Origin of the sequence: Streptomyces sp. HM190, assembly GCF_009857135.1 — a bacterium.
Lineage (GTDB): Bacteria > Actinomycetota > Actinomycetes > Streptomycetales > Streptomycetaceae > Streptomyces > Streptomyces heilongjiangensis.
In genome coordinates this window covers 1158873-1184669 of record NZ_CP047318.1, presented here as the reverse complement: position 1 = coordinate 1184669, position 25797 = coordinate 1158873, and the positions used below count along the sequence as shown (strand labels likewise).

Below are 25797 nucleotides of genomic sequence, written 5' to 3'. Positions count from 1 at the left end.
GGGTCACTGCCCCACCAGCCCCGGCTGAAGCGTCTTGGTGTAGAGCACCGTGCCGTCCTGCTCGCGCAGCCGCACCGTCAACTCCCCGCTGTGGCCGTCGATGTCGACCTCGCCGAAGAACTGGTAACCGCCCGCGGGCGACACGTTCGCCGTGGTCGGCGCCTTGATGAAGACCCGCTCGGGGCCGAACGTGTTGTCGAGGGCGTTCGCCGGGAAGGCACCGGCGTTGAGCGGCCCGGAGACGAACTCCCAGAACGGCTCGAAGTCGGTGAACGCGGCCCGCGACGGCTGGTAGTGCTGCGCCGAGGTGTAGTGCACGTCGGCCGTCAGCCACACCGTCCCGGTGATTCTTTGGTGCTTGATGAACCGCAGCAGTTCGGCGATCTGCAGCTCACGCCCGAGCGGCGCGCCCGGGTCGCCCTGGGCCACCGCCTCGATGTTCGGCTTCCCGTCGCCGGTGTCCGGCACGACCAGGCCGAGCGGCATGTCGGAGGCGATCACCTTCCACACGGCGCGGGAGTGCGACAGTTCCCGCTTCAGCCACCGCAACTGCTCGGCGCCGAGGATGCCCACCGGGTCGGTGGTCTGCGTGCCGGGCGAGTTGGCGTCGCGGTACGTGCGCATGTCCAGGACGAACACGTCGAGGAGCGGGCCGTGGCGCATCACCCGGTGCACCCGGCCCTCGCGGGAGCCCGGCCGCAGCGTGGAGAGGGGGAAGTACTCGCTGAAGGCACGCCGAGCCCGGGACGCGAGCACGTCCACGCTCTTCTCCGTGTAGCGGGCGTCGGTGAGGATCTCTCCCGGGTACCAGTTGTTGGTGACCTCGTGGTCGTCCCACTGAACGAGCGACGGCACCTGCGCATTGAACCGCCTCAGGTTCTCGTCCAGCAGGTTGTAGCGGAAGTTGCCGCGGAACTCCGCCAGCGTCTCCGCCACCTTGGACTTCTCCTCGGTGGTGATGTTCCGCCAGGTCCCGCCGCCGGGCAGCGTCGCCGTCGCGGCGATGGGGCCGTCGGCGTAGATCGTGTCCCCGCTGAACAGGAAGAAGTCCGGGTCCAGCCGCCCCATGGCGTCGAAGATGCGGTACCCGCCGCGGTCCGGGTTGATGCCCCAGCCCTGCCCGGCCAGGTCGCCCGACCACAGGAACCGTACGCCGGAGCGCCGCTTCACCGGAGTCGTACGGAACGTGCCGGTCACCGGCTCGCCGGTGCGGCGCGGGTCGTCCGGGTCGGCGAGGAGCACCCGGTAGTGGATCTGCTCACCGGCCGGCAGGCCGCGCAGCCGGGTCGTCCCGGTGAAGTCGGTGTCGGCGCCGAGCAGCGGTCCGTGCCACCTGCGCGGGTTGCGGAACGACTCGGTCGCGGACGTCTCCACGATCATGCGCGCCGGCCGGTCCGAGCGCACCCACACGAGACCGGAGTGCGCGCTCACGTCCCCGGCCTGCACACCCCATCCGGCCCGCGGCCGCCCCGACAGGGCGAACGCCGGAGCCGCCGCGAGCGAGCCGGGCAGGGCCAGGGCCGCCGACGCGGCCAGGGAACCGCGCAGCACACTGCGGCGGCCGGGCGGGGAGATCGGCGGACGGTGTGACATGAATGAGCCTCCTGGGACGGATTCGGCCAGTGCGCAGTGCCACAAGTACTGGTGCGCCGAGGCGCACGCGGAAACGACAAGTGAACAACTGACCGGGGTTGCGGTGGAAGCATGCCGCGACGCCCGAGCGGGGTGTGTCGCGCGGGCCGGGAGGGAGTGCGTCGCGCGGGTCGGGCGGTGCGTCGTGCGCGCCAGGGACGGGCGTGTCGCGCCCTCCCGGAGGCGCCGCGCCGAGCCCGGTCAGGCAGCCCGGGTCACGGGCGGCCTTCCGGTCGGGCCGCCTCCGCCATCAGCGGCACCCCTTTCCGATCCGCGCCGGCGCGAGGTGCGCGTACCGAGGACCAGCCGTGGCAGGTCGTCCCACGCGCGCCCGTGCCGTCCCCGCTCCCGCACCGCGAACCCGGCCCCGCCGTGACCCGCTCCACGAGGCGGCCGCAAGGCCCGGCCTCGTCCCGTGGCCGCCGCCTGCACCGCGCCCCTCGTCGGTACCGGCTCCTACGGTGCCGCCCAGGCGGCGGGCAGCGTCCTGGTGGGCGCCGGGGTCGCCCTGGGCTCCAGGCCGGCCGCGCGCCGCGTGTCAGCGGCTGCCGTCGAGGATGACGCGGGCCACCAGCGCCGGGTCGTCGTTCATCGGGCAGTGGCCGCAGCCGGGCAGCCGCACCAGCCGGGCCCCGGGGATGACCCGCTTGGCGCGGACGCCCTGCCGGGGGACGAGCAGCCAGTCCCGCGTACCCCAGGCCACGGTGACCGGCAGCTCCGGGACGTCGTCGGTGAACAGGACGCTGCCACCGGCCCGCAGGGTCGCGTCGAACCCGGTGGCCCCGGCCAGCGCGAGCGTCTCGGCGACCACCGCCTCCGGTGAACGGCGGCTCGGACGGGCGTAGATGGTGCTCGTCAGGGCGGCCCGGCCGGCCGCCGAACGCGACAGACGCCGGACCAGCGGCACCGGCATCCGCCGGGAGAGGGCCCGCATGGTGAGCAGGACGCCGAAGGCGTAGCGCCGCTCGGCCTCGTTCCAGAACCCGGCGGGCGACAGTGCCGTGACCGACCGTACGAGCTTCTCCCGGCCCAGTTCCAGGGCGAGCAGACCGCCGAGCGAGTTGCCCGCGACATGCGGGCGGTCGAGGCCGAGCGTCTCGCAGAAGGCGCGGAACACGGCGGTGGTCGTGGGCAGGTCGTAGGCCAGGCCGTCCGGGAGGCCGGGGGACGCGCCGAATCCGGGCAGGTCCACGCTGATCACCTCGCGCTCGGCCGCCAGCAGGTGCACCACCGGGTCCCAGGCCTGCCGGTGGTGGCCGATGCCGTGCAGCAGGAGCAGCGGTTCGCCGGTGCCCTCGCGCGCGTAGGAGACCGTCACGGGCCGCGGACCGAGCGGGGAGGGGACCTGGAAGGAGACCGTGGCGGACATGGTGCAGCTCCTCGTCTGTGAGGGTGGGGCGCGCCGTCGTACGGCATTCCTGGACAGCTTGTCAGCAACCGCTACCGGCGGGTAGTCCCCGTGGGTAACAAGCGGCCTGGACAGCGGTCCGCGCGTCGGATGGGATGGGACGGTGACCGCTGACACCGCGACCGACGTCTTCGAAGAGCACCGTCCCGTCCTCATGGGAGTCGCCTACCGCATGCTCGGCAGGGTCGCCGACGCCGAGGACGTGGTCCAGGAGGCCTGGCTGCGCTGGACCGGCGCCGACCGGTCCGACGTACGCGAACCCCGCGGCTACCTGGTCCGCGTGACGACCCGCCTCGCCATCGACCGGCTCCGCCAGGTGCAGTCGCGCAACGAGGCCTACCCCGGCCCCTGGCTGCCCGAGCCGTACGCCACCGACTACGAGGCCACCGTCCCGGACACCGCGGAACGCGCCGTGCTCACCGACACCGTCTCCCTCGCCGTCCTCGTCGTCCTGGAGTCCCTCTCGCCCCTGGAACGCGCGGTGTTCGTGCTCCGGGAGGCCTTCGGCTACCCCTATGCCGAGATCGCCGGCGTGCTCGACCGCACCGAGCCCGCCGTACGCCAACTCGCCGGACGGGCCCGCCGGCACGTCGGCGAGCGGCGCCCGCGCTACGTGGTCGACCCGGCCGAACGCCGCGAGCTGACCGAGCGGTTCCTCGCCGCGGCGGCCGGCGGCGACCTCGACGGGCTCATGGCGCTGCTCGCCCCCGACGTCCGGCTCGTCGCCGACAGCGGTGGCCTCGCCAAGGCCCCGTTGCGGGTCATCGAGTCCGCCGACAAGGTGGGGCGCTTCCTGCACGGCGTGTCCGCCAAGGGCGGCGTCGCGGACGCCTCGTTCCGCTTCATGGAGATCAACGGCGGCTCCGCGCTGGTCGTCCTCGCCGCGGGCAAGCCCGACGCCGTGTTCCAGCTCGACGTCGCCGACGGCCGGGTCCAGCGCATCCACGTCGTCCGCAACCCGGAGAAGCTGTTCGGTCTCGCGCTCGACCGGTAGCCGGTGGGCCGCCTGGCACCTGCCCGCCGACCGCCGTACGACCCGTCAGGTGATCGGTCGTACGGCGGTTCGGCATGCCCTCGCCAAGGCTCCGTGAACGCTGCGCCACGCCCCGCGCGGAGGATGCCCGGGGCTTCGAGGATTGGTCTTGACCAAGGGTGGGGGCGGGCCTATGGTCGCAAGAAAGTGCAACAACCTTTCATAAACAAGGGCGCCGAAAACGCCGCCGGGACACGGCGAAGCAGCGGAGGACAGGGTGGGGACCCAGCAGCTCGAAACGGTGCCGGAACCGAAGTACTGGCACCTCAAGACCGTGCTCAGTGAGGCATTGGACTCCGAGTTCTCGGTGGGCGAGATCCTGCCCAACGAGCGTGACCTGGCGGCCCGCTTCGGCGTCGCCCGCGCCACGCTCCGCCAGGCACTGGAACAGCTCGAACTGGAAGGCCGGCTCCAGCGCCGGCGCGGCGTCGGCACCACGGTGGCCCCGCCGCGCGTGGGCGTCTCCGTCGGCGGCGAGCAGCACGCCTGGCCGGGCACGGCCGCGGACGCCTGGCAGGCCGTGGACTGCGCGGAGGCGGTGCCGCCCACCGCGGTGGCCGAGATCCTGGACACCCTCCACGGCGAGCAGGTCCATGTCGTACGCCGCTCCCGCGTGTCCCACGGCCAGCCCGTGGCCGCCGAGCTGCTCTACATCCCGGCCGCCTCGGTGCCCGCCCTCTCCGCCATAGACGCGCCCTCCGGCGCGGCCCGCGCGCGTGCGGTGCTGCGCGAGCTGCAGCGGCTCGACCTGGAGGGGCAGGACCGCTCGGTGGAGCTGGGCTCCGCGCGCGCGGAGGACGCGAAGGAACTGGACCGGCTGCCGGGCGCGCCCGTCCTCGTCGTCACGACCCGATTCTTCGCCCGGGGACGTGCCGCCGCCGTCTCCCTGGCCACCTACCGCGCCGACACCTGCCGCCTGACCTTCGACGCCTCGGGCGACGTCGAGATCCACCACGGCGCGGAACGCCGGGCGTCCTGAGCCGAGCGCTCTGGGCCGGGCGGTCCGAGCCACGCGTCCTTGAGCGGCGTGGTCCGAGCCGGGCGATCCGAGCCACGCCTCCTCAGGCCGCGTGGTCCGAGTCGCGCGGTCTGAGCCGTGCGTCCCCGCGGACGCCGGCCCGGACGAGCCGCGCCCGCCGTGCCCCGGACACCTCCGGGGCACGGCCCTGCGTACGGGGCCCCGGCCGGCCGCGGGTCAGCGCCGGGCCGTGACCGTGCCCTCGACCGCGAACAACTGCTCCTCGACGTGGTCGAGCGCGAGCCGCAGCGCGCCCATGGCGACGGCCGTCTCGCCCAGCCGTGACAGGGCCACCCGTGGCGGACGCAGGCAGTAGCGGGCGAGTTCGCGCCGCAGGGGATCGAGGACGTCGTCGAGGCCGGTCGCCCAGCCGCCCACGACGACCAGCTCGGGATCGAGCGCCAGCACCAGCGCGGCCACGTCGTGCACCAGCCGCTGCAGGAAGCGCTCCACTGCGGCGCGGGATCGCTCGTCGCCCTCGCGCGCGTGCCGGAACACCTCGGCGACGGCCTGCTCGTCGAGCGGGTGCAGCGGCTCGCCGGTGGTCGACAGCAGGGCCTCGGGAGTGGCCTCCCGGCCCAGCAGGTGCAGCGCGCCGATCTCCCCGGCCGCGCCCCCGTAGCCCCGGTGCAGCCGCCCGCCGATCAGTGCACCCGCGCCGGGGCTCAGCCCGGCCAGCACGAACACCAGGTCGTCGGACTCGGTGGCCGCGCCCTTCCAGTGCTCGGCGACCGCGGCGGCGTTGGCGTCGTTCTCCACCAGGACCGGGCACTTGAAGGAACGGCTCAGCCGTTCGCCCAGGTTCAGGCCCGTCCACTGCGGCAGGGCCGTACTGAGCCGTACGGTGCCGTCGGCCTCGACGATGCCGGGGGTGCCCACGCCGACCGCGCGCAGCGAGTCCCGCGCGACACCCGACCTGCGGAGCAGCTCTGCGACGGTCGACCGCAGCCGTTCCAGCCGCTCGCCCGCCGGCGCGGTCTCGGCGACGTCCTTGGCCAGCGAGCCGAGCACCCGCCCGTCGAGGTCCGCGAGCAGCGCGGTGACGCCGTGCGACCCCACCTCCAGTCCCAGCAGGTGCCCCGCCTCCGCGCGGAACCGGTAGCGGCGCGCCGGCCGGCCCTGGCGTCGGGCGGCCCCTTCGTCGGCGGCCCGCTCCACCACCAGCCCGGCCTCCACCAGCCCTTCGACGACGCCCTCGACCGTGGGCCGGGACAGCCCGGTGACCCGGGTGATCTCGGTCAGCGTGGCGTGATCCGTGGCGCGCAGCGCGTGCAGCACCACAGCCGAGTTGATTCTCCGGAGCAGAGAGGGATCCCCGCCGGTCAGCTGCCCCAACGTCCCGTCCTCCCAGCTAGCACGCGTGTCTGCCGGATCGTACTCGCCGACGGGGACCCCGGCGAGTGTCCACCGCCCCCGACCTCCCCGAGCGCCGCGTCGGCCGACCGCAGCGCCGTTTTCGGACGACCGCCTTCCCCGCGCCGCTTGCCGCCCCGTCGTCGTCGGAGGACCGTCGTCCCCCGCCCCCGGCCCTTCCGTTGTCGGGCCGGGACCGGCCGCTGACGGGACGCCAATTGTCAGTGGTGCCCGCTTTACTGGACCCATGAGCATCACACGGCACCTCGCCCTCATCGAGAGGCTGTGCTCCGCCGAGTTCCCCGCGGAGCCCGGCCGTTCGGACGCCGGCCCGGGCGGTCCCGGTTACCACGTCGCCGCCTTACAGACGAGCGCCGACTTCTGGGAGGACGACGGCACCCGCCGGGAGGAGACCGAGGAGCAGTACGAGGCGGACCGTGACGCCCTGTCGGAGCGGCTCGCCGAGCGCTGGGGCGCCCCGGACGTGATCAGCCTCTGGAGCGTCCTCGACCGTTCCATGGAGGGCGAGGACATACCGCAGCCGTGGGCGGTGCTCAGCTCGCACGTCCCCGACGTGCACCTGTGGCAGGTCGACGGCCGCTGGGTCGCCCTCGGTGTCTCCCAGTGGGACAAGGAGCTGCCGTTCCAACTGGTCGCCCTGATAACGGAGACGGACCCGCCCTGACCAAGGCGGGTCCCACGAGCGGCGGGCCCGAGCCCCACCGCGCACAGGCCGGGCAGCCCTCCGCTCAGTCCTCCGCCGCCACCCGGAGCCGGGCGTACTCCTCGGCCATCGTCGTCGCCGTCCAATGCGCGTTCAGGCCGCTCAAAGCTTTGGAAACTATGCCCAACATAGTATAATTAGGGCATAGTATATGAAAGCGGATACATCACCCATAATCGTTGCCCCGTACGCTCGTATCTCGGATACGGACGAGGAGCGTGCTCCCGGTCTTGACCGGCAGCTTCGCACTGTACTGCCACTCATCGAAACGAGCGGTGGTACAGCAACACGCGAGTACATCGACAACGACAAGTCGGCGTATAAGCCAGAGGTCATCCGTGATGAAGGATTTGAACCCTGGCTTCTAGACTTCACCGCCGGTAGAAGTTGTCCCGTAAATGATCTGAGGCATGCAGGCTGACCTGCTCGTTTGCCTGTCATCCGGTGAGGGTGAGGTTGTACAGGCGTGCGATGCCAAGCATGGCGTGGTGGACGCCTTCGCCTTTGAGTCGGCAGTCGCGCAGGATCTTCCAGCTCTTCATGCGGGCGAAGGTGTGCTCGACGCGGGCGCGGACCTTGCGGTGGGAGGCGTTGTGCTCCTCCTTCCAGGCCGGCAGTTCTTCGTTCTTGTGCCGACGGTAGTGCGGGATGGTCAGGCCGGTGCCTCGGTAGCCGCCGTCGGCGATCACGGTGGGGGTGGTACCGACAGCGGTCTTCGTGCCGGAGTCTTCCCAGGCCCGGCAGTCGTTGCGGTTGCCGGGCAGTGGCTTGCCGACGGCGACGACGAGGCGGGTGTCGGCGTCGATGACGACCTGGTGGTTGGTGGAGTAGCGGTAGTTCTTGCTGGAGGCGGCCATGCTCCGGTCGCGGGTGGGGACCAGGGTGCCGTCCACGATGAGCACGGTGTTCTTGCGGAACCGCCGCCGGGGCTGGAGCGCGAGAGCCGGTCCGAGGTGGTCGACGATCCGGTCGGCAGCCGACTTGGAGATGCCGAACAGCGGGGCGAGCTGGCGCAGGGTGAGGTTGGTGCGCCAGTACGCGGCCACCAGCAGCACCCGGTCCTCGAGCGGCAGCGACCACGGCCGGCCCTTGCGGACCGGATCGGCTCCCTCGCGCCGCAGCGCGGTGATCAGCTTGTTGAACTGCCGCGGGATCAGCCCGGTGAACGGACCTATCCACGAGGGCTCCGACGCCGTGATCACACCAGCCACGGCAAGATCATCTCACCTCTGACCAGCAGTTACGGGACAACCTCTAGCCTCGATCTTGCGTGACGGTCCGCCGACGGAGTCGGTGGACCGTTTTCGTGCTGTGGGCTGAGGCTGGGCAGGTTGAGGGCCCGAGTGTCGTCTCGGATGGACGCCGGGTTCCACTGCTCCGGCTGGAGGGTTCTCTCGTAGGGGCGGGTGAATCCGCTGCTCATCCCGGGTTCGGCAGGAGTGCGAGCCGTTCGAGGGCGGCGGTGATGTGGCTGGTCCAGGGCCAGTGCCCGGCCAGGCGGAGGATCCACCGACGACCGGTGGTCACGAACTGCCCCGCCGTGGTGAACAGGCGGAGCCGCAGGCGGCGGGGTTCCCAGAGACGGGCTGTGCCGGTCAGGGCGAGCATCGGCATCCAGGCCAGCAGGTCGAGAGCGATCTGCACGATCTCCAGCCAGATCCGGTTCTGGGCGGTGCGGTGCAGGGGCAGGTTGCGCAGGCCGGTCGAGCGGGCGGCCCGGATGCGGTCCTCGGCCCTCGCCCGCAGCCGGTGACGGAGCTCGAGCTCGGCGATCGGCCGGCCCGAGGTGTTGGTGGCGAAGCAGGTCAGCCGCATGCCGTCCGCGTCCGTGAGCCGCAACTGGGCCCCGGGGTGGGGCCGTTCCTTGCGGACGATCAGCCTCATGCCGTTGGGCCAGCCGTCGAGGACGTCGCCGGTGAGTTCGGTGACCCAGGCCCCGTCCCGGATCTCGCCGTCCGCCTCGACGGCCGGCGTCCAGGCCGAGGCCGGGACCTGCAGAACGTGCTGGTGGATCGCGTCGGTGATCACCATGCCGACCGAGTAGGACAGCCACCGCCCCCGCCGGGTCAGCCAGGCGACGAAGTCGTGGGTGCCGCCCGCGGAGTCGGTGCGGATCAGGGTCTGACGTCCGCGCCGGTATTTCGCCGGCAGCTGGGCCAGGGCCAGGCGGGTGGCGGTGATGTGGTCGGCCGCGGTGTTGGACCCCGCGTTCCCGGGCCTGAGCAGGGCCGCGACCGGCTCACCGGTGCCGCCCGGCCCGTGGTCGACGAACCCCATCAACGGGTGGTGACCGTAGGTCCGCTTCCAGGTCGGGGCCGCGTCCTCCTTGTCCGAGTGCGCAACCACCAGCACCCCGTCCAGATCGACGGTCACCGACCCGCCCGCATCGGGCGCTTTCCCGCCGGCCAACCGCCAGACATGCTGCCGGACTTCGACCCGCGCGGAGCGAATGGCCCGCAAGGCCCTCTCCCCCGAGGCGGCGAGGGAGTCGATCAGGCGGGAGACCGTCGGGTCGGAGGCGACCGCCCCGAACACCGCGGGCTCGGCCCGCAGCATGCCGACATCCGCGAGGCAGTCCCCGCCCAGCGCGACCGCCAGGGCCACGTCCAGCAGGATCTTGCCCGGATCGTGCACCGCCCGGGCCTTCCGCCACGGCGTCAGCGCCGCTGATATCGCGGTGTCCAAACCGGCCTTGCGGACGGTCTCGACCAGCAGCACGCTCCCGGCCTGCGAGACCACCGCCCGGCCGCCGCCCTCGATGCGGACACACGGGTACGACCCGATACGCTTCTTCACCTGGAGAGTGCTTCTTCCCATGCAACCAACAGGACCCTCGACAAGTCCCATCGTTGCAGGTCAGGAGCACTCTCCGCTTATTTGATCAAGCCTCGGACGCCCCACCTCGTGAAAGCGCGAGGCTAGAGGTTGTCCCGTAACTGCTGGTCAGAGGTGAGATGATCTTGCCGTGGCTGGTGTGATCACGGCGTCGGAGCCCTCGTGGATAGGTCCGTTCACCGGGCTGATCCCGCGGCAGTTCAACAAGCTGATCACCGCGCTGCGGCGCGAGGGAGCCGATCCGGTCCGCAAGGGCCGGCCGTGGTCGCTGCCGCTCGAGGACCGGGTGCTGCTGGTGGCCGCGTACTGGCGCACCAACCTCACCCTGCGCCAGCTCGCCCCGCTGTTCGGCATCTCCAAGTCGGCTGCCGACCGGATCGTCGACCACCTCGGACCGGCTCTCGCGCTCCAGCCCCGGCGGCGGTTCCGCAAGAACACCGTGCTCATCGTGGACGGCACCCTGGTCCCCACCCGCGACCGGAGCATGGCCGCCTCCAGCAAGAACTACCGCTACTCCACCAACCACCAGGTCGTCATCGACGCCGACACCCGCCTCGTCGTCGCCGTCGGCAAGCCACTGCCCGGCAACCGCAACGACTGCCGGGCCTGGGAAGACTCCGGCACGAAGACCGCTGTCGGTACCACCCCCACCGTGATCGCCGACGGCGGCTACCGAGGCACCGGCCTGACCATCCCGCACTACCGTCGGCACAAGAACGAAGAACTGCCGGCCTGGAAGGAGGAGCACAACGCCTCCCACCGCAAGGTCCGCGCCCGCGTCGAGCACACCTTCGCCCGCATGAAGAGCTGGAAGATCCTGCGCGACTGCCGACTCAAAGGCGAAGGCGTCCACCACGCCATGCTTGGCATCGCACGCCTGTACAACCTCACCCTCACCGGATGACAGGCAAACGAGCAGGTCAGCCTGCATGCCTCAGATCATTTACGGGACAACTTCTAGGAACCGTCGCCATATTCAGGATTACGCGTGTCTCCGAAAATCAGCCGGAACCCACAGACGGCTGACAGCAACCGTCTTGCGCGCGGGCTCAGTTCTACTCTCGACCCACGGCTATGAAGTATTCATGCTTCGAAAGCGCTACCTGGCGCCAGTATTTCCAGCGATCGACAACGTAGGCCCTTCGCTCCTCGCTAATGAGTGCAGTACGAGAAAGTACCGGAGAAGGGTCAGCAATGATTTCAGCAAGATCCATCATGGTTGAACCGGTCGTGAAGGTGGGTGGCAGTGAGTCGAGGCGCCACTTGTCGACCTCATACGTAATGGTTGCGTAGTCGCCAGCCTCCCGCTCCGCAGTCAGCTGGTCGTAGGTGAAGTAGTACTCACGGCTCCGGGGCATGTGGTCACGCTTCTGCCGCATATAGGCAGGGTTGTCGTGAATGGAGGTCGCTGCGCGGAATTCTGAGTCTCGGCCGTAGACGAGGACGAACTGAGGCTCGATGGGGCGGTAGGTGTAATCAGGGGCATACGTCTTCGCAAAAATGAGCTGGTTCTCCGGTGAAGAAAACCAAACCTTCCACTCTGTGAGTTGGTCGACCGCCTGAGTGAGCTCAGCTGTAGGAGTCCTCGCCCCCTTGTTAAACCAGGACTTTCGAGGACTCTCGATCTCAATACAGATCGGCCGGATTGCCCCTGTGTCCAGCCGGACCCACATGAAGTCCGGGACGCGTGTTGGGCCAAGACCTTTCAACGGAGGCTGACGGATCACCGCAGAGAACGACGGACCATGATGACCACCGGGGCCGATATTGTCTGTTGCTCCAGGGAGGAGGCAAGGATGAACTTCCAAGAACTCCTGCACCTCCCGCTCACTAGGGGAGGACTCCAAGAGGCTCCGCCACTGCGGTAGCACTGAAGCCCGGTAAGCCTCCCAAGAAGTGGCTTGAGGACGTTCTGGACTCGTGTCGGTCTCTGCATGACGGAAGGTGTCCACCGCAGCAGTATGGACGGAGACGCCAGGCCGAGCGGGTAAAACGGCAGCTTCGAGGGCAGGTTGGCGGGCCACCTGGCCGCCGCACGGTTCATCGACCCATCGACGCGGTGGAAGCTGTCGACCTACAGGAGTCGACCAGGCCGTCCGGGTCGGTCGCAACTGTCTGCGCACCTGGTGACACCTGAGCGGTTCGATCACCACAGCACCGCAGGCGCGTAGCACCGGAAGTTCAATCGTGAGCCGGCCACCGTCTCTTGAATCATGCGTTTTCTACCCACCTCATGTGTAGAAAGTTGACCGCTGGATCACGCATGTCATAATCGCCGTAAGGGAAACCGTTACCGGCGTTCAGCCACGTAACGTAGAGTGTGGGGTTTAAAGACCCACCAAGGAGTTACACCCTCCCCCGCAGATTGGGGGGTGACGCCTGTTTGTAGTTACTTTCTGTTGCTTAGGAAGTCGTAGAAACTCGCGGGAGTTGGGGATATACCAATTAACACCCACGAGGACCACAGCACTATGGGAGCGAGTTCACTACGTAGCAACATCAAGGACGAGAGCGACGGACTGCCAACCTCCGTCGTCGTCAGACCAGACAGGATGGAACGGGTCGACATCGGCGAGTACGAGAGTGGCGACCTCGTCCCCGAGCTGGTCATCGAGTGCAAGGCCGACGTACCAGGAAACGTCTCGTGGACGGTGAGCCGTCACAGCATGGACGACGGCGCTGTCCGCTTGCTTGTCTTCATCCAGAACTACGGCAGTCAGGCCGAGACGGTGCACATCCGCCAGGCCTCGTAGCGCGAGCCCGGCGCCGTTGATCCGAGACACCCTCGGGTCTGGCTCCCATGCAAGAACACCCCATCGCCCGTCGTGGCGGTGGGGGGCTGTCGTTGAGGCGTGAATTGTCTCGACCTACTGTCCCCGCCGGCGTGCGGTTGGGTCGGTCGGGTTCACGCAGTAACCGCGGCGCATGGAACTGCCCGACTCACCGCCCCGCCGACCACGGCCCGTAGGTTGACGTGCCTCATTGGAAGCCTCCGGTCATCAGGCCATCGCGAACGCCTGTAGAGCTGGCCGTACAAGGTCAAGGCCGGCGGCAACCCTTGTTTCGCCTTGTCTACGCGTAAGCCGTGCCACTCGATCGGCTCCGCTAATCGTCATACAAGTCACTGCGAACCATAAGTTCTGCGTTCGGAACTTGGCCCATCCGCTTCTTGAAGTCATCGGAAACAGGCTTCGTCGTTGCGAAGATGACCCTGGCGGGATTTTTCATCGGCATCTGCGTAAGCTGCTCGAATTTCACTACGTCCTTCAGCTTTAGCGTTTCCGTCTTGCACTCACCAAAGATGATTTGACCGTCGAGGATACAGGCAACATCCATCTCACGACTATCACCAGAACCAGAGAAACCGATTAGATCAATCTCGGGAGCAAAGTGAAAGGCTGTAGTTGACTGCGATTTGAGTTTGTAGAGCACCTGAGCTGTGAGGTGCGAGTTCTTCTCATAGAACTGGTAGACCGTCTCAGCGAGCTTGTAGCACCACCTAGGCTCCACCATGCCGTTCTTCCAGTGCTTCTGCGTGAACTGTTGTTGAAAATCGCAGCGGTTGCAACTAAAGACAGAAGATAGAGCGTCTAGGCTATACCAAGAGGAAAGGCTGCACCTCTCGCACTTGAGGATGTAGCCTCGGTAAATGATCTCCTTGGTAAGCATGTCGTCTATGAGGTCGGCTGCCGCCTGCGGACTGCCCATGCAGTCTGCGAATGCATCAAGGTCTAGATAGGAACGTTGGTCAGTCCGGACGTAGAAGACACCATCCTCGGCGTTCTTATTGGTCTGCATGAACTTATCTAGGATGGAGCGCGTCATCTTGGTCTTGATGAACTCACCCAAGGCATTGAGGCCGCCGAAACGGCTGATCGTGTCATTGAAGTACTTACCCTTGTCTGAGTATTTCGCTGTGATGCCAACACTCTCGAAATAGGAGTTGATGAGACTCAGCACATCTGGCATCTCGATCTTCGGGCGGACCAAAATAGCGTCGAGGTCACTGCCAAAGATCATGGAGTTCGGGCACAGATAAACAATTCCATCGTTAGCTACACGAGACTCAGTGGTCGAGTTGTGGAGATTGGCGAGCTTCGGCCCCAACGTTGGTAGCGACGGGGGCTGGTATCCCTCGATTTGCAGCGAAGTCAGCCAATAGTGGTCGGGAAGTCTAATCTCGTTGAAGCTTTTAGGCTTCGGCGTATCAAAGGGACTGACACTCTTCCCGTCGACAAACACCATACTGCGATGATTGACGTAGTTGTCGGTCTCGTAGACCCGAAGCACGCATGAGGTAGACACCGACTCAATGGGAACGCATTCAATCTTGGAAGCGAACCTGGCAGGCTCGAAATACGTGAGCCTTCCAATCTGGGTTCGATAGGCGACGAGCTGTCGCTGACTAAGGCTCATGCTGCACAACTGAACATGTTTGGTGCTGTGCCCGTAACGAATCAGGGAGGAAACGACGCTGACCAGCTCGCGAGCGCCTTGCTGCTCTAGCGTAAATGGATCTACTTCTTGTCCCTGCTGACTACGTTTCCTAGCTGCATTCCGTGCCTTAGTGGAAGAGCGCAACCAGGCTTGCGGGAGCCACTTAATGCCCTCATGCATGCGGGACAGCGAGTAGTAGAAGCAAAAGTCCTCTACAGAGTCGCCAAGCACAACCACCACTGGTTCTTTATCTGAACGGTGCTTGTCAGCCCTGTAATACTGGCCCAGGTGCAGCATGCTCAGGCCGAACGGAGTATTTGGCAGAAAACTCTCATCTAGATGAGGCTCTTCATGCTCGCCTAGAAATGGTCGTTGCGGTCCTTGCACGTGGGTCAAAACGTTCGTCAGTTTATACGTGTCCGGCACTCGCTTTGTAGTGAACCCAGCTTCGCTGATCTCGTCGATGTACTCTCTGCTCCCCACTCCCGTCTCAGAATGGATGAGTAGCTTGAACGTCGAGTCGTTAATTATAGGGGGAAGCCTCACGAGACCAATGTGTCTGGTTGTCGCCGAGATAATCTTTGCGATCTTCGTGAAGGGATACCCGAAGCCGGACGTACTGGTCAGATACTGGTCGACCGCATCACTGTGGTGAAACGGGCTCAGTCGATAGATGAGCTCACTGCTCAAGGCTTCACTGATAGTGAGCTCATCAATCCGAGACTGCGCAGCGCTACCCGCAAACCAATCTTCGAACTCTGTATCACTCCATTCTTTGGCCGGCTCGCCATTTTTGTGAAGGTGCTTGATCTCCGCATATCGATCCGGATTAGCTTCTTCGAAATCCGTGAACGTTAGATCGCAAACTGCGAGATAGTCAGGGCTGTAGGCCTCAAGCAACTCCCAAAACTTGTCTTCGATCTTTTCTCCATCCGTAGGCACAATCAGAAAGTTGCGACCACCCCATACTTGAGATGCCTGGGTGATAGCAACGTTGGCTGCCGTCTGCCAATATTCACTGTTCTTGTTGATAAATATGGCGCACCGGGGTGGACGCACGGTTGCGGTGATATTTTGGTAAGTCGGTTCGCCCACGATACGTCTCCTTGAAGTGCTACATACTTTTAATGTTGGATCAATCATCGAAGCATGATGACGGTCAGTGAAACTGCTAGAACGGCAGCCACGGCAAAGTCTTCGATCGTCTGGCTACGTATCATTGGTGATGCTGGAACGCGTACGACACCGACTCGGGCAGCCCTGCGAAGCGTCCGCTTTCGTGGTGCCCAAAGTAGTTTCGGAAGTAGTGGTTCTCGCGGTCGTCGTGCCATGGGCTGATTCCTCAGTTTATCTCTGCCTTTATTATCCTCCTTCAACCCCTGTTGATCAAGCCTCCCGACCTCTGTTACCGCCGTACTATCGACAACACCTAGAGGTTGTCCCGTAACTGCTGGTCAGAGGTGAGATGATCTTGCCGTGGCTGGTGTGATCACGGCGTCGGAGCCCTCGTGGATAGGTCCGTTCACCGGGCTGATCCCGCGGCAGTTCAACAAGCTGATCACCGCGCTGCGGCGCGAGGGAGCCGATCCGGTCCGCAAGGGCCGGCCGTGGTCGCTGCCGCTCGAGGACCGGGTGCTGCTGGTGGCCGCGTACTGGCGCACCAACCTCACCCTGCGCCAGCTCGCCCCGCTGTTCGGCATCTCCAAGTCGGCTGCCGACCGGATCGTCGACCACCTCGGACCGGCTCTCGCGCTCCAGCCCCGGCGGCGGTTCCGCAAGAACACCGTGCTCATCGTGGACGGCACCCTGGTCCCCACCCGCGACCGGAGCATGGCCGCCTCCAGCAAGAACTACCGCTACTCCACCAACCACCAGGTCGTCATCGACGCCGACACCCGCCTCGTCGTCGCCGTCGGCAAGCCACTGCCCGGCAACCGCAACGACTGCCGGGCCTGGGAAGACTCCGGCACGAAGACCGCTGTCGGTACCACCCCCACCGTGATCGCCGACGGCGGCTACCGAGGCACCGGCCTGACCATCCCGCACTACCGTCGGCACAAGAACGAAGAACTGCCGGCCTGGAAGGAGGAGCACAACGCCTCCCACCGCAAGGTCCGCGCCCGCGTCGAGCACACCTTCGCCCGCATGAAGAGCTGGAAGATCCTGCGCGACTGCCGACTCAAAGGCGAAGGCGTCCACCACGCCATGCTTGGCATCGCACGCCTGTACAACCTCACCCTCACCGGATGACAGGCAAACGAGCAGGTCAGCCTGCATGCCTCAGATCATTTACGGGACAACTTCTAGAGACGCATCAATTCAGGTATCAACTCCCCGATCAAAACCACTCGCATCATCTCCTGCTGCTCCTCTGGCAACCGCCGAAAGATCAGGGCCAGCTCGTTCTTACGTAGCTGGTGCCGCACCACGAACACCACATACGGGAAGTAGTCGGCGGTACTCACTTCGACGGCCCGCCAGTACCCGGCGACCTTCTCCCGGATGCGCGCAGGTTGTTCAGTGCTCAGGTCGATCTCAAGGAAGAACGCACTACTCCGCTCCTGCTGTGGGAAGTCCATGGACACATACAGATCTGCCCGGACACTGGGCGGCACGCGCCGCTCAACCTCCCAGTCCGTGACCGTGAGAACGCCCGCCTTCTCCGCTCGCCGCAGTTCCAAATAGGTGTCGGCCATCATGAGGGCGTGGTTGTTGACGTTCGGAGATAGCCGCCCCTCGACGTCTAGGAGGAGACGGCCAGCACGGCCGAGCTGGTACACGAACGCCCCCGCTCCACCCTTGGCACTGGTTGCTCTCCGACCAACCCGGGAAAGGTAGCTGAACCGGACCAACCGTCCGAGCACTCTGTCCGGCACGCTGTGCGATACGTCCGCGAACAGCAGCTCGGTTATATGCGTTGAGGCCACCTGAGAAAAGACCTGAGTGAGCTTGAGCCTCGAACTTTCGTGATGGGCCGTCGACGAAGTCGGCGGCCCATTTCGTTGTCGGTGGTGGAGGGCGGCCAGGCTGAGGGCCCGGGTGTCGTCTCGGGTGGACGCCGGGTTCCACTGCTCCGGGCTGGATCCACTTCTCGCAGGGACGGGTGAGTCCGTTGGTCATCCGGGGTTCGGCAGGAGTGCGAGCCGTTCGAGGGCGTCGGTGATGTCACGGGCCCAGGGCCAGTGGTGGGCGAGGCGGAGGATGCGGCGCCGGCCGGTGGTGACGAGCTGTCCGGCCGCGGAGAACAGGCGGAGCCGCAGGCGACGGGGTTCCCAGAGTCGGGCTTTGCCGGTCAGAGCGAGCATGGGCATCCAGGCCAGCAGGTCGAGTGCGATCTGGACGATCTCCAGCCAGACTTTGTTCTGCGCGGTGTGGTGGAGGGGCAGGTTGCGCAGGCCGGTGGACCGGGCGGCCCGGATCCGGTCCTCCGCCCGGGCCCGCAGACGGTGACGCAGCTCGAGCTCGGCGATCGGCCGACCGGTCGTATTGGTGGCGAAGCAGGTGATCCGCATGCCGTCCGCGTCCGTAATTCTCAACTGGGCGCCGGGGTGGGGTCGTTCCTTGCGGACGATCAGCCGCATGCCGCTGGGCCAGCCGTCCAGCAGCTTGCCCGTGAGCTCGGCGACCCAGGCTCCGTCGCGGACCTGGCCGCCGGCCTCCACGGCCGGTGTCCAGGCCGGGCCGGGGATCTTCAGCACGTGCTGGTGGATCGCCTCGGTGATCACCATGCCGACCGAGTAGGACAGCCATCGGCCTCGTTTCGCGAGCCAGGACACGAAGTCATGGGTGCCGCCGGCGGAGTCCGTGCGGATCAGCGTCCGCCGTCCTCGCCGGTACTTCTTCGGCAGTTGAGCCAGGGCCCGTTGGGCGGTGGTGATGTGGTCGGCGGCCGTGTTCGAGCCCGCGTTTCCCGGTCTGAGGAGAGCGGCGACCGGCTCTCCGGTTCCGCCCGGGCCGTGGTCGACGAAGGCCGTCAGGGGGTGATGGCCGTAGGTCTTCTTCCAGGTCGCGGCCGCATCCTCTTTGTCGGAGTGCGCGATCACGAGAACGCCGTCGAGATCGACCGTGACCTGTCCATCGGCGTCGGGGGCGTTCTTGCCCGCCAACGACCAGACCCGGCTGCGGACTTCGGCCCGTGCGGACCGGATGGCCTGCAGGGCTTTCTCGTCGGAGCCGGCGAGGGTGTCGATCAGGCGGGAGACCGTCGGGTCGGAAGCGACCGGCCCGAAGACAGCCGGCTCACACCTCAGCATCGCGACGTCCGCGAGGCAGTCCCCGCCCAGCGCGACCGCCAAAGCAAGGTCCAGGAGGATCTTCCCAGGATCGTGGACGGCCCGCGGCTTGCGCCAGGACGCCAGGGCTGTGGATATCGCCTGGTCAAGGCCGATCTTGCGGACCGTCTCCAGCAGCAGGACCGCACCGGCCTGCGAAGCCACCCGCCGACCGTCTGCCTGGACACGGACACGCGGGTACGACGAGATAGGCTCTCTCACCTGGAAAGTGCTCTTTTCCTTGCAGCCAACAGGACCCTCAGCAAGTCCCATCGTTGCAGGTCAAGGGCACTTTCCGCGTTTCTGATCAACTCCTGGACAGCTCACCTCGTGAAAGCGCGAGGTTGAGTACTTCGTAGTCGCGGGTGGTCAGCTCCAACGTCCGTCCTCCGTCCGGATGGGCCACAGCGTCTTCGCTGGTCAGAACAGCTACAGGTACAGGGGTAGACCTACGGTCGGCCTACCCCTGACCTAGAGGTTGTCCCGTAACTGCTGGTCAGAGGTGAGATGATCTTGCCGTGGCTGGTGTGATCACGGCGTCGGAGCCCTCGTGGATAGGTCCGTTCACCGGGCTGATCCCGCGGCAGTTCAACAAGCTGATCACCGCGCTGCGGCGCGAGGGAGCCGATCCGGTCCGCAAGGGCCGGCCGTGGTCGCTGCCGCTCGAGGACCGGGTGCTGCTGGTGGCCGCGTACTGGCGCACCAACCTCACCCTGCGCCAGCTCGCCCCGCTGTTCGGCATCTCCAAGTCGGCTGCCGACCGGATCGTCGACCACCTCGGACCGGCTCTCGCGCTCCAGCCCCGGCGGCGGTTCCGCAAGAACACCGTGCTCATCGTGGACGGCACCCTGGTCCCCACCCGCGACCGGAGCATGGCCGCCTCCAGCAAGAACTACCGCTACTCCACCAACCACCAGGTCGTCATCGACGCCGACACCCGCCTCGTCGTCGCCGTCGGCAAGCCACTGCCCGGCAACCGCAACGACTGCCGGGCCTGGGAAGACTCCGGCACGAAGACCGCTGTCGGTACCACCCCCACCGTGATCGCCGACGGCGGCTACCGAGGCACCGGCCTGACCATCCCGCACTACCGTCGGCACAAGAACGAAGAACTGCCGGCCTGGAAGGAGGAGCACAACGCCTCCCACCGCAAGGTCCGCGCCCGCGTCGAGCACACCTTCGCCCGCATGAAGAGCTGGAAGATCCTGCGCGACTGCCGACTCAAAGGCGAAGGCGTCCACCACGCCATGCTTGGCATCGCACGCCTGTACAACCTCACCCTCACCGGATGACAGGCAAACGAGCAGGTCAGCCTGCATGCCTCAGATCATTTACGGGACAACTTCTAGGGGGTTCGCCTATGCCGGGTACTTCCGCATGAAGGCTTCCACTCCATCAATGAGCCGACGTACCTGATCGCGGTCGTAGCTTGGGTAGTCGCCGTGCGCCGCCTTGTTCCGGAGGTCCATCCAGGCGGTGACCTCCTTCTGTTGCAACCCGTCATAGACGCTGGCCTTTTTGAGGTCGGCGTTCATGGTGTCTGCTTTCTTCGGCTTACCTGCCACGTGAGTCGCCACGCCGTTCTTCACGCAGAGGGCACGCACGTGGACTTCGAGGGACGTCCCCGTGATAACTGCCGCTGCGTCTTTGTAGCCCTTGGCCAGCAACCCTTCGGCCATCTCCAGATAGTCGCGGTAGGTATCGGCGTGCACCAGTTCCACAACCGATTCAACCCATCCGGCAATCAGGTCATCGCGCAGCCCCAGCGCGACAGTGCGCACCTCACGCAGTCGATAGGGCTGCGTCTTACGGCGGGCAGCGTCAAGCTGCTTCATGTACATAGAGTTTGGTCGAGTAGCTCGCTCAATCGCGGCCTCCAACCGGTTGCTAAGGACCACGGCGTCCTCTGCATCTTCCAGGAGATGTCGAGTTTGGTTCCGTGTGTAGTTTTCGGATGCCTTGATCAGGAAGTTGAGCTGTTCGACTACCTTCTCGACGTTGGCCATCCCCGTTCCCTTCGTTTCGTACTACGCCGGGTACTTGAGCATGAAGTCACGAACGCCGCTTGCCAGCGCCCGAACTTCATTGATGTCATACTTCTCGTAGTTCCCGTGGGCTGCTTGGTTCCGCAGATCCATCCACGCCGTCACCTGCTTCTCCTGAAGCGTCGCGTAGACATCAGCCTTCTTGAGGTCGGCGTTCATGACAGTGGCTTTTTTCGGAGTTCCGTCGCCTAGCTCTGTGTCAACACCGTTCTTCGTACACAGTGCACGTACGTGGACTTCAAGGGCCGTCCCTGCAATCACCGCTGCGGCATCCTTGAACCCGGATCGGAGCAAGGTCTCCGACATCCCCAGGTAATCACTGTGAGTGTCAGCGTGGACCATCTCGACAACAGACTCAGTCCAACCGGCATTGAGGTCCTCACGAAGTCCGAGCGTGATGCTATAGATCGCCCGAATCCTATTTGTCGTCCGCTTGTCGTCGCGATGGATGTCAAGCTGGCGCACGTAACTGCTGCCAGGCACAGCCAAGCGATCGATCGCCGACTCAAGCCGACTGGCAAGGAGCTTGGCCCGGTCTGACGACAGCACCCCCTCCGTCCCCGTGCGAAGCATGTCCTGATACTCGCCGATCAGGATGTCGAGCTGCTCCACCATCTTCGCCGTATCCAGCAACGTAGGTTCTCCAGGTTCAAGTTGATCTCAACAGAACGGATCAGGATATGACCCGACTCCGTCCTCGCGCCAGGGAGTTAGCGAGGTCCACCGAACCGAGGTCGCCTCGTAGGAGGGCTTGCGGCCGGCTGCTGCCCGCGGCGCTGCTTAATGTCCGCTTCCACCTCAGCGACCGGTCGGCCGTAGGTACGGCGTGACCGCCGCCGTACCTCGTCCGCGAAGCCCGTCGCATCAACAGGCGGGAGCGTGACGCCCGTTACCGGTGAACTCACCCCGTCGCTTGTGGCGAGACGCATCAAGACCTCGAACCGTCGTTGGTTCATGAAGTCCTCATCGGTGACGCTGCGGCCGAACTGCCGGGCAAATGAACGAGCTTCGTCAGCGGAGGTCTGGAACACCACTGTCGACCGCGCGTTGTTCTGGGTGGCGTCCTGGAGGTCACGGGTGAGCTGTCCGAGGTGCTGGTGTGCCACCGTCATAGCGAGGCCGAGTGAACGCGCCTGGGCGAACATGTCGGCGGGCGCGATCGGTAGGTTGATGAAGTCCTGGAACTCGTCGAGGTACAGCATCGTGGGACGGGCCGGATTAGCCGCCCCCGTTTGCACCACACTCCAGACGGCATTAAGGAGGAGCGAGCCCAGCAGCCCGGCCGTGTCCTTCCCCTCCGTTGCCCGACCGAGGTTCACGAGCAGGATCTTGTTTCCTTGGATCACATCGCGGAGGTCGATCGTGCTCTGGCTCTGCCCGATGATGTTCCGGATCGAGGGTCGGTTGTTGAGTTGCCAGATCCGATCCATGAGCGGCTGGAAGTGCGAAGAACGCATCCGGTCATCGATCCCGGCCCACCACGCGGCCAGGTCCTCGATGTGCGCGACCCCGCGAACCAGTTTTTTCGAGAACTCCACCTGATCCGCCCTCGGTACGGCGAGCGGCCCGATATCCGCGAACGTCATGGGCGAGGAAGTCCCGGCGCTCATCATGAGCGTCAAGATCAGATGGTAGAACCCCTGCCGGACGCGCACCCCTCGGGCGTCCTGCGGGTAGAGGTGGTCGAACAGTCTTTGGATGTCCGCCGCGACCACGAAAGGGCTGCCCTGCAAGATGTTGAAGCCCACCGGATAGTCCGTGTCGCTTACGTCGAGCAGGACGACATCTTGAAGCCGGCGTTCAGGGACGCGGTCGAGGACCGCTTGGAACAGGTCGCCCTTGCCCTCGATCAGGATGACCCCGCGACCCGCGTTCATGTCCTGCGAGATGAGGTTCGTAAGCAGCGCCGTTTTACCGGAGCCGGTCGGCCCAACCACCTGCATGTGCCACGTCGACTCTTCCGGGGTCAGGGCGAGCAACCGTTCCGCCCCCGGGAAGTTGGAGCGAGCGAGTACTCGTCCCGTGCGTGGGATCGCGCCGGTAGCGGCAAGCTGACGCGACCTGGCGGCGGGAAGCCCGGCAACATGCGGTGAGCCAACCGGCCAGCAGATCAGGCCAACCAACTCGGAGCCGGCCAGCTGCATTGGAAAGAGCGTCGGCACCGCCCGCTCGTGGACCCGTGAAATGACGCGACCACTTGTCATGAGCCGCTGCTTGAGCCGGTTGCTACTGCTGCCGACCGCTCGCAGACTGGCGCGCACGCGGGCTAGAGGTTGTCCCGTAACTGCTGGTCAGAGGTGAGATGATCTTGCCGTGGCTGGTGTGATCACGGCGTCGGAGCCCTCGTGGATAGGTCCGTTCACCGGGCTGATCCCGCGGCAGTTCAACAAGCTGATCACCGCGCTGCGGCGCGAGGGAGCCGATCCGGTCCGCAAGGGCCGGCCGTGGTCGCTGCCGCTCGAGGACCGGGTGCTGCTGGTGGCCGCGTACTGGCGCACCAACCTCACCCTGCGCCAGCTCGCCCCGCTGTTCGGCATCTCCAAGTCGGCTGCCGACCGGATCGTCGACCACCTCGGACCGGCTCTCGCGCTCCAGCCCCGGCGGCGGTTCCGCAAGAACACCGTGCTCATCGTGGACGGCACCCTGGTCCCCACCCGCGACCGGAGCATGGCCGCCTCCAGCAAGAACTACCGCTACTCCACCAACCACCAGGTCGTCATCGACGCCGACACCCGCCTCGTCGTCGCCGTCGGCAAGCCACTGCCCGGCAACCGCAACGACTGCCGGGCCTGGGAAGACTCCGGCACGAAGACCGCTGTCGGTACCACCCCCACCGTGATCGCCGACGGCGGCTACCGAGGCACCGGCCTGACCATCCCGCACTACCGTCGGCACAAGAACGAAGAACTGCCGGCCTGGAAGGAGGAGCACAACGCCTCCCACCGCAAGGTCCGCGCCCGCGTCGAGCACACCTTCGCCCGCATGAAGAGCTGGAAGATCCTGCGCGACTGCCGACTCAAAGGCGAAGGCGTCCACCACGCCATGCTTGGCATCGCACGCCTGTACAACCTCACCCTCACCGGATGACAGGCAAACGAGCAGGTCAGCCTGCATGCCTCAGATCATTTACGGGACAACTTCTAGGAGGTGTTCGCCGCGCTCCTTGCTGGGTGCCTTTACGGCGACACGGAGCACACCGAGAAAGTTAGGCTCCGACAGCTTGGTCCGGATGTCGTTGATCCGGTCACGGTCGTTCCGACCACCAAGGGCATGACCCATAGAACGGCGAGCCATGCCCTCCTCCCGCTCGACGGGTGGTCGCTGTCGCAGTGCTGGCGACACCACCCATTGAAGCAGCAGCGCTTCACCCCGACCGATCCCCTGGAGAGATGCGAGCAAGCTGGCCGAGATGGCCTTGGGGTTCATGGTGCCCAGACTGCGTCGAGGGTTCGTCTGTCCCAGCTCCACAGCTAGCGTCCATTGGTGGGCGGCACTATCCGCGCCCGCCGGCTGAACCGTAGAACCTGGCACCAATGCCCGCAGCTGACTGGTCAGGAAGTCGGCCGTACCTTCCGGCACCACCAGCCGGTACTGAATGCCTGTCTCACGCGCCTCGACCTCGAACGCTATGGACGAGACGTTCAGGAGGCGCCGCAGCCCAGTGGTGAGTGTGCCGCTTACCGCCGTCAGCCACGTACCCACTTGGTCGGCGTCGAGGTCAGACGGGAAGTTAAGTTGGTAGATCTGAGTCGTCACCGTCACCACCTCGTCATGCGGTGGTAGATGAAGCCCAGCACCAACACGATGGCGAGCGTGCTCACGACGTACGGCACGAGCGGCTCTACCGCGAGCCACAGCACGCGAATCGTGAACGCGGCGAGCAGGAGCAACAGAAGGAAGCTCCGAGCCTTCTTCACTGAGACCTCCCAGAGGTAGACGTCGCCGACCAAGCGCGGCGGCCGGCGGTGAGTTGGAACGGAAGAGCCAAACGCAAAGCCCCCTCCGTCGTGATCCCGAGCAGGAGTGACACTGGCCAAGCGGACTTGGCTGTCTTCCCCTGGGTGGTGAAATCCCGGCGATCAGTCAGAAGGGGGCCAGGCGGTAGATCAGTGGCGCTTGTCGTAGTCGACCTCGTCGAGGACTTCGCGAAAGATGTCGGTGTCTTCGGGGCGGCTGCGCACGATGGCATCTATCTCGCGCTTACGCCTCGCCCTCTGGGCGGCTGATGCGCGGCTGAGCCGGGACAGTGCCCAGATAGCGAGCACGATCAGGATGAAGGCCGTTGCACTGCCCGACCCTTGACCACCCTCGCTGGCTGCTTGGAGCATGAGGTTCACCTCCTTCAGGGACGGCGGTAGTCGCGGGCAACATCGCGCATCTGCCGCATGGTGGTGTGCTTGCGACTCCTTGCCGCGATGTCCAACTGGATCGCCTCGTTCACCAGGCGCACTCGTTGGCGGTGTTCTTTCTTGCGCTCTTCCGCCCGCTCGATGAGTAAGGCAGTCCCGAAGCAAACGGTAGGTAGAAGGACAGCGAGAGCGATCAGGAGCACCACGGCCATCAGAAGCTCAGCCCGTTACCGAAGGTGCGGATGTCCTGAGCGACCTGCCGGTTGTACTCGGTGACGAGCCTGCTCAACTCCTGGATAAGGAACGGGTCACCAGCTGCGAGCTGCTCGGCCAGCCCCACCACGTCCGTCACGTCGTGGATGGCGTTCTCCACCAGGCGCTTACGCAGCGCTGCGGTGAACTCCTGCTTCTTGGCCTCGTACAACAGCTCCGCGCTGTCACGCTCCTCCCGGCGCTGGATCTCACGCTGCACCTTGGACGGACGAGCCAACCATCCACCTCGGTCCTGGGCCTGGCCTCCACCAAGCATCAGTTCGCTGCCCACTTGAACCCCTCCTTCAAGTCGCCGTGCCAACGCGGTAGATGGCCCGCATCAACGTGAGCTGGCCAGATGGCCAGCTCGACCACAGCCAAAATAGTATGAGTGCCAAGTGAGCACAAGTACCCACTTGGCATGGAGCATCATCGGGCTA

The 25797-nt window shown here is 65.8% G+C and carries 25 protein-coding genes and 1 pseudogene; 8 read left to right on the top strand and 18 right to left on the bottom strand.

Annotated elements, in window-relative coordinates; all coding sequences use genetic code 11:
* Positions 1–3: 3 nt before the first annotated feature.
* Both GSY65_RS04595 and GSY65_RS04590 read right to left on the bottom strand, forming a co-directional pair.
* Entirely contained in the window at positions 4–1593 is a 1590-nt protein-coding gene (locus GSY65_RS04595) for an alkaline phosphatase D family protein (RefSeq protein WP_159766079.1), read from the bottom strand.
* A gap of 577 nt (positions 1594–2170) precedes the next feature.
* On the bottom strand, positions 2171–3001 hold the full coding sequence (locus GSY65_RS04590) for an alpha/beta fold hydrolase (protein ID WP_159766078.1): 831 nt from the start codon (positions 2999–3001) through the stop codon (positions 2171–2173).
* A gap of 142 nt (positions 3002–3143) precedes the next feature.
* On the opposite strand from GSY65_RS04590, the gene sigJ reads away from it, so the two are divergent.
* Together sigJ and GSY65_RS04580 are read left to right on the top strand one after the other, a co-directional pair.
* On the top strand, positions 3144–4034 hold the full coding sequence (gene sigJ, locus GSY65_RS04585; protein ID WP_159766077.1) for an RNA polymerase sigma factor SigJ: 891 nt from the start codon (positions 3144–3146) through the stop codon (positions 4032–4034).
* Positions 4035–4290: 256 nt separating this feature from the next.
* The gene (locus tag GSY65_RS04580; protein ID WP_159766076.1) at positions 4291–5052 is read left to right on the top strand and encodes a GntR family transcriptional regulator; all 762 of its coding nucleotides are present in this window, start codon (positions 4291–4293) and stop codon (positions 5050–5052) included.
* 216 nt (positions 5053–5268) lie between these two features.
* Here the strand turns inward: GSY65_RS04580 and GSY65_RS04575 are convergent, their stop codons facing one another.
* Complete coding sequence (locus tag GSY65_RS04575; protein ID WP_159766075.1) at positions 5269–6426, bottom strand: ROK family transcriptional regulator; 1158 nt, start codon at positions 6424–6426, stop codon at positions 5269–5271.
* A 265-nt stretch (positions 6427–6691) separates the two neighbouring features.
* Here GSY65_RS04575 and GSY65_RS04570 point away from each other — a divergent pair, with 265 nt between their 5' ends.
* Positions 6692–7129, top strand: coding sequence for a hypothetical protein (locus GSY65_RS04570; RefSeq protein ID WP_159766074.1), 438 nt, complete (start codon positions 6692–6694; stop codon positions 7127–7129).
* Between the two features lie 64 nt (positions 7130–7193).
* Here GSY65_RS04570 and GSY65_RS33615 read toward each other — a convergent pair.
* The 3 genes and pseudogenes from GSY65_RS33615 to GSY65_RS04555 all read right to left on the bottom strand — a co-directional run.
* A pseudogene (locus GSY65_RS33615) lies at positions 7194–7271 on the bottom strand (mismatch-specific DNA-glycosylase); the annotation flags it as partial.
* A 334-nt stretch (positions 7272–7605) separates the two neighbouring features.
* Entirely contained in the window at positions 7606–8379 is a 774-nt protein-coding gene (locus GSY65_RS04560) for a transposase (RefSeq protein ID WP_159766066.1), read from the bottom strand.
* A gap of 208 nt (positions 8380–8587) precedes the next feature.
* Complete coding sequence (locus tag GSY65_RS04555; protein WP_159766073.1) at positions 8588–9964, bottom strand: IS1380 family transposase; 1377 nt, start codon at positions 9962–9964, stop codon at positions 8588–8590.
* A gap of 169 nt (positions 9965–10133) precedes the next feature.
* Between GSY65_RS04555 and GSY65_RS04550 the strand changes: the two genes are divergently transcribed.
* On the top strand, positions 10134–10907 hold the full coding sequence (locus tag GSY65_RS04550; protein ID WP_159766066.1) for a transposase: 774 nt from the start codon (positions 10134–10136) through the stop codon (positions 10905–10907).
* Between the two features lie 151 nt (positions 10908–11058).
* Here GSY65_RS04550 and GSY65_RS04545 read toward each other — a convergent pair whose 3' ends face one another.
* A complete protein-coding gene (locus GSY65_RS04545) occupies positions 11059–11823 on the bottom strand; it encodes a Shedu anti-phage system protein SduA domain-containing protein (protein WP_159766072.1) in 765 nt (254 codons plus the stop codon).
* Positions 11824–12555: 732 nt separating this feature from the next.
* On the opposite strand from GSY65_RS04545, the gene GSY65_RS04540 reads away from it, so the two are divergent.
* The gene (locus tag GSY65_RS04540; RefSeq protein WP_159766071.1) at positions 12556–12756 is read left to right on the top strand and encodes a hypothetical protein; all 201 of its coding nucleotides are present in this window, start codon (positions 12556–12558) and stop codon (positions 12754–12756) included.
* Positions 12757–13108: 352 nt separating this feature from the next.
* Here the strand turns inward: GSY65_RS04540 and GSY65_RS04535 are convergent, their stop codons facing one another.
* Positions 13109–15535 (bottom strand): hypothetical protein, encoded by a 2427-nt coding sequence (locus GSY65_RS04535; RefSeq protein ID WP_159766070.1) that lies wholly within the window; start codon positions 15533–15535, stop codon positions 13109–13111.
* 381 nt (positions 15536–15916) lie between these two features.
* Here GSY65_RS04535 and GSY65_RS04530 point away from each other — a divergent pair, with 381 nt between their 5' ends.
* Complete coding sequence (locus GSY65_RS04530; RefSeq protein ID WP_159766066.1) at positions 15917–16690, top strand: transposase; 774 nt, start codon at positions 15917–15919, stop codon at positions 16688–16690.
* Positions 16691–16743: 53 nt separating this feature from the next.
* Here GSY65_RS04530 and GSY65_RS04525 read toward each other — a convergent pair whose 3' ends face one another.
* Both GSY65_RS04525 and GSY65_RS04520 read right to left on the bottom strand, forming a co-directional pair.
* A complete protein-coding gene (locus GSY65_RS04525) occupies positions 16744–17367 on the bottom strand; it encodes a replication-relaxation family protein (RefSeq protein ID WP_159766069.1) in 624 nt (207 codons plus the stop codon).
* A gap of 189 nt (positions 17368–17556) precedes the next feature.
* Positions 17557–18933, bottom strand: a complete 1377-nt coding sequence (locus GSY65_RS04520; protein ID WP_159766068.1) for an IS1380 family transposase — start codon at positions 18931–18933, stop codon at positions 17557–17559.
* Between the two features lie 296 nt (positions 18934–19229).
* Between GSY65_RS04520 and GSY65_RS04515 the strand changes: the two genes are divergently transcribed.
* Positions 19230–20003 (top strand): transposase, encoded by a 774-nt coding sequence (locus tag GSY65_RS04515; RefSeq protein WP_159766066.1) that lies wholly within the window; start codon positions 19230–19232, stop codon positions 20001–20003.
* Positions 20004–20069: 66 nt separating this feature from the next.
* Here the strand turns inward: GSY65_RS04515 and GSY65_RS33610 are convergent, their stop codons facing one another.
* The 3 genes from GSY65_RS33610 to GSY65_RS04500 form a co-directional block, all read right to left on the bottom strand.
* Positions 20070–20717: a hypothetical protein gene (locus GSY65_RS33610; RefSeq protein ID WP_236579698.1), complete on the bottom strand. Its 648-nt coding sequence runs from the start codon at positions 20715–20717 to the stop codon at positions 20070–20072.
* 21 nt (positions 20718–20738) lie between these two features.
* Entirely contained in the window at positions 20739–21371 is a 633-nt protein-coding gene (locus tag GSY65_RS33205) for a hypothetical protein (protein ID WP_201452868.1), read from the bottom strand.
* Between the two features lie 95 nt (positions 21372–21466).
* The gene (locus GSY65_RS04500) at positions 21467–23017 is read right to left on the bottom strand and encodes a type IV secretory system conjugative DNA transfer family protein (protein WP_159766067.1); all 1551 of its coding nucleotides are present in this window, start codon (positions 23015–23017) and stop codon (positions 21467–21469) included.
* 52 nt (positions 23018–23069) lie between these two features.
* Here GSY65_RS04500 and GSY65_RS04495 point away from each other — a divergent pair, with 52 nt between their 5' ends.
* The gene (locus GSY65_RS04495; RefSeq protein ID WP_159766066.1) at positions 23070–23843 is read left to right on the top strand and encodes a transposase; all 774 of its coding nucleotides are present in this window, start codon (positions 23070–23072) and stop codon (positions 23841–23843) included.
* A gap of 39 nt (positions 23844–23882) precedes the next feature.
* Here the strand turns inward: GSY65_RS04495 and GSY65_RS04490 are convergent, their stop codons facing one another.
* From GSY65_RS04490 to GSY65_RS04470, 5 genes are all read right to left on the bottom strand, one after another.
* The gene (locus tag GSY65_RS04490; RefSeq protein ID WP_159766065.1) at positions 23883–24512 is read right to left on the bottom strand and encodes a hypothetical protein; all 630 of its coding nucleotides are present in this window, start codon (positions 24510–24512) and stop codon (positions 23883–23885) included.
* A gap of 2 nt (positions 24513–24514) precedes the next feature.
* The gene (locus GSY65_RS04485; RefSeq protein ID WP_159766064.1) at positions 24515–24673 is read right to left on the bottom strand and encodes a hypothetical protein; all 159 of its coding nucleotides are present in this window, start codon (positions 24671–24673) and stop codon (positions 24515–24517) included.
* Positions 24674–24862: 189 nt separating this feature from the next.
* Positions 24863–25084 carry a hypothetical protein gene (locus tag GSY65_RS04480; RefSeq protein ID WP_159766063.1) on the bottom strand — a complete coding sequence of 74 codons (222 nt, stop codon included), beginning with the start codon at positions 25082–25084 and terminating at the stop codon, positions 24863–24865.
* A gap of 14 nt (positions 25085–25098) precedes the next feature.
* On the bottom strand, positions 25099–25317 hold the full coding sequence (locus tag GSY65_RS04475; RefSeq protein WP_159766062.1) for a hypothetical protein: 219 nt from the start codon (positions 25315–25317) through the stop codon (positions 25099–25101).
* Positions 25317–25595, bottom strand: a complete 279-nt coding sequence (locus GSY65_RS04470; RefSeq protein WP_159766061.1) for a hypothetical protein — start codon at positions 25593–25595, stop codon at positions 25317–25319. Before GSY65_RS04470 ends, GSY65_RS04475 begins: the two co-directional genes overlap by 1 nt.
* Between the last annotated feature and the right edge of the window lie 202 nt (positions 25596–25797).

Coding starts and splice junctions, on each gene's coding strand:
- GSY65_RS04540 (WP_159766071.1), top strand. CDS start 12,556: ATGGAACGGGTCGACATCGGCGAGTACGAGAGTGGCGACCTCGTCCCC.
- GSY65_RS04570 (WP_159766074.1), top strand. CDS start 6,692: ATGAGCATCACACGGCACCTCGCCCTCATCGAGAGGCTGTGCTCCGCC.
- GSY65_RS04590 (WP_159766078.1), bottom strand. CDS start 3,001: ATGTCCGCCACGGTCTCCTTCCAGGTCCCCTCCCCGCTCGGTCCGCGG.
- GSY65_RS33610 (WP_236579698.1), bottom strand. CDS start 20,717: ATGGCCAACGTCGAGAAGGTAGTCGAACAGCTCAACTTCCTGATCAAG.
- GSY65_RS04480 (WP_159766063.1), bottom strand. CDS start 25,084: ATGCTCCAAGCAGCCAGCGAGGGTGGTCAAGGGTCGGGCAGTGCAACG.
- GSY65_RS04475 (WP_159766062.1), bottom strand. CDS start 25,317: ATGGCCGTGGTGCTCCTGATCGCTCTCGCTGTCCTTCTACCTACCGTT.
- GSY65_RS33205 (WP_201452868.1), bottom strand. CDS start 21,371: ATGGTGGAGCAGCTCGACATCCTGATCGGCGAGTATCAGGACATGCTT.
- GSY65_RS04595 (WP_159766079.1), bottom strand. CDS start 1,593: ATGTCACACCGTCCGCCGATCTCCCCGCCCGGCCGCCGCAGTGTGCTG.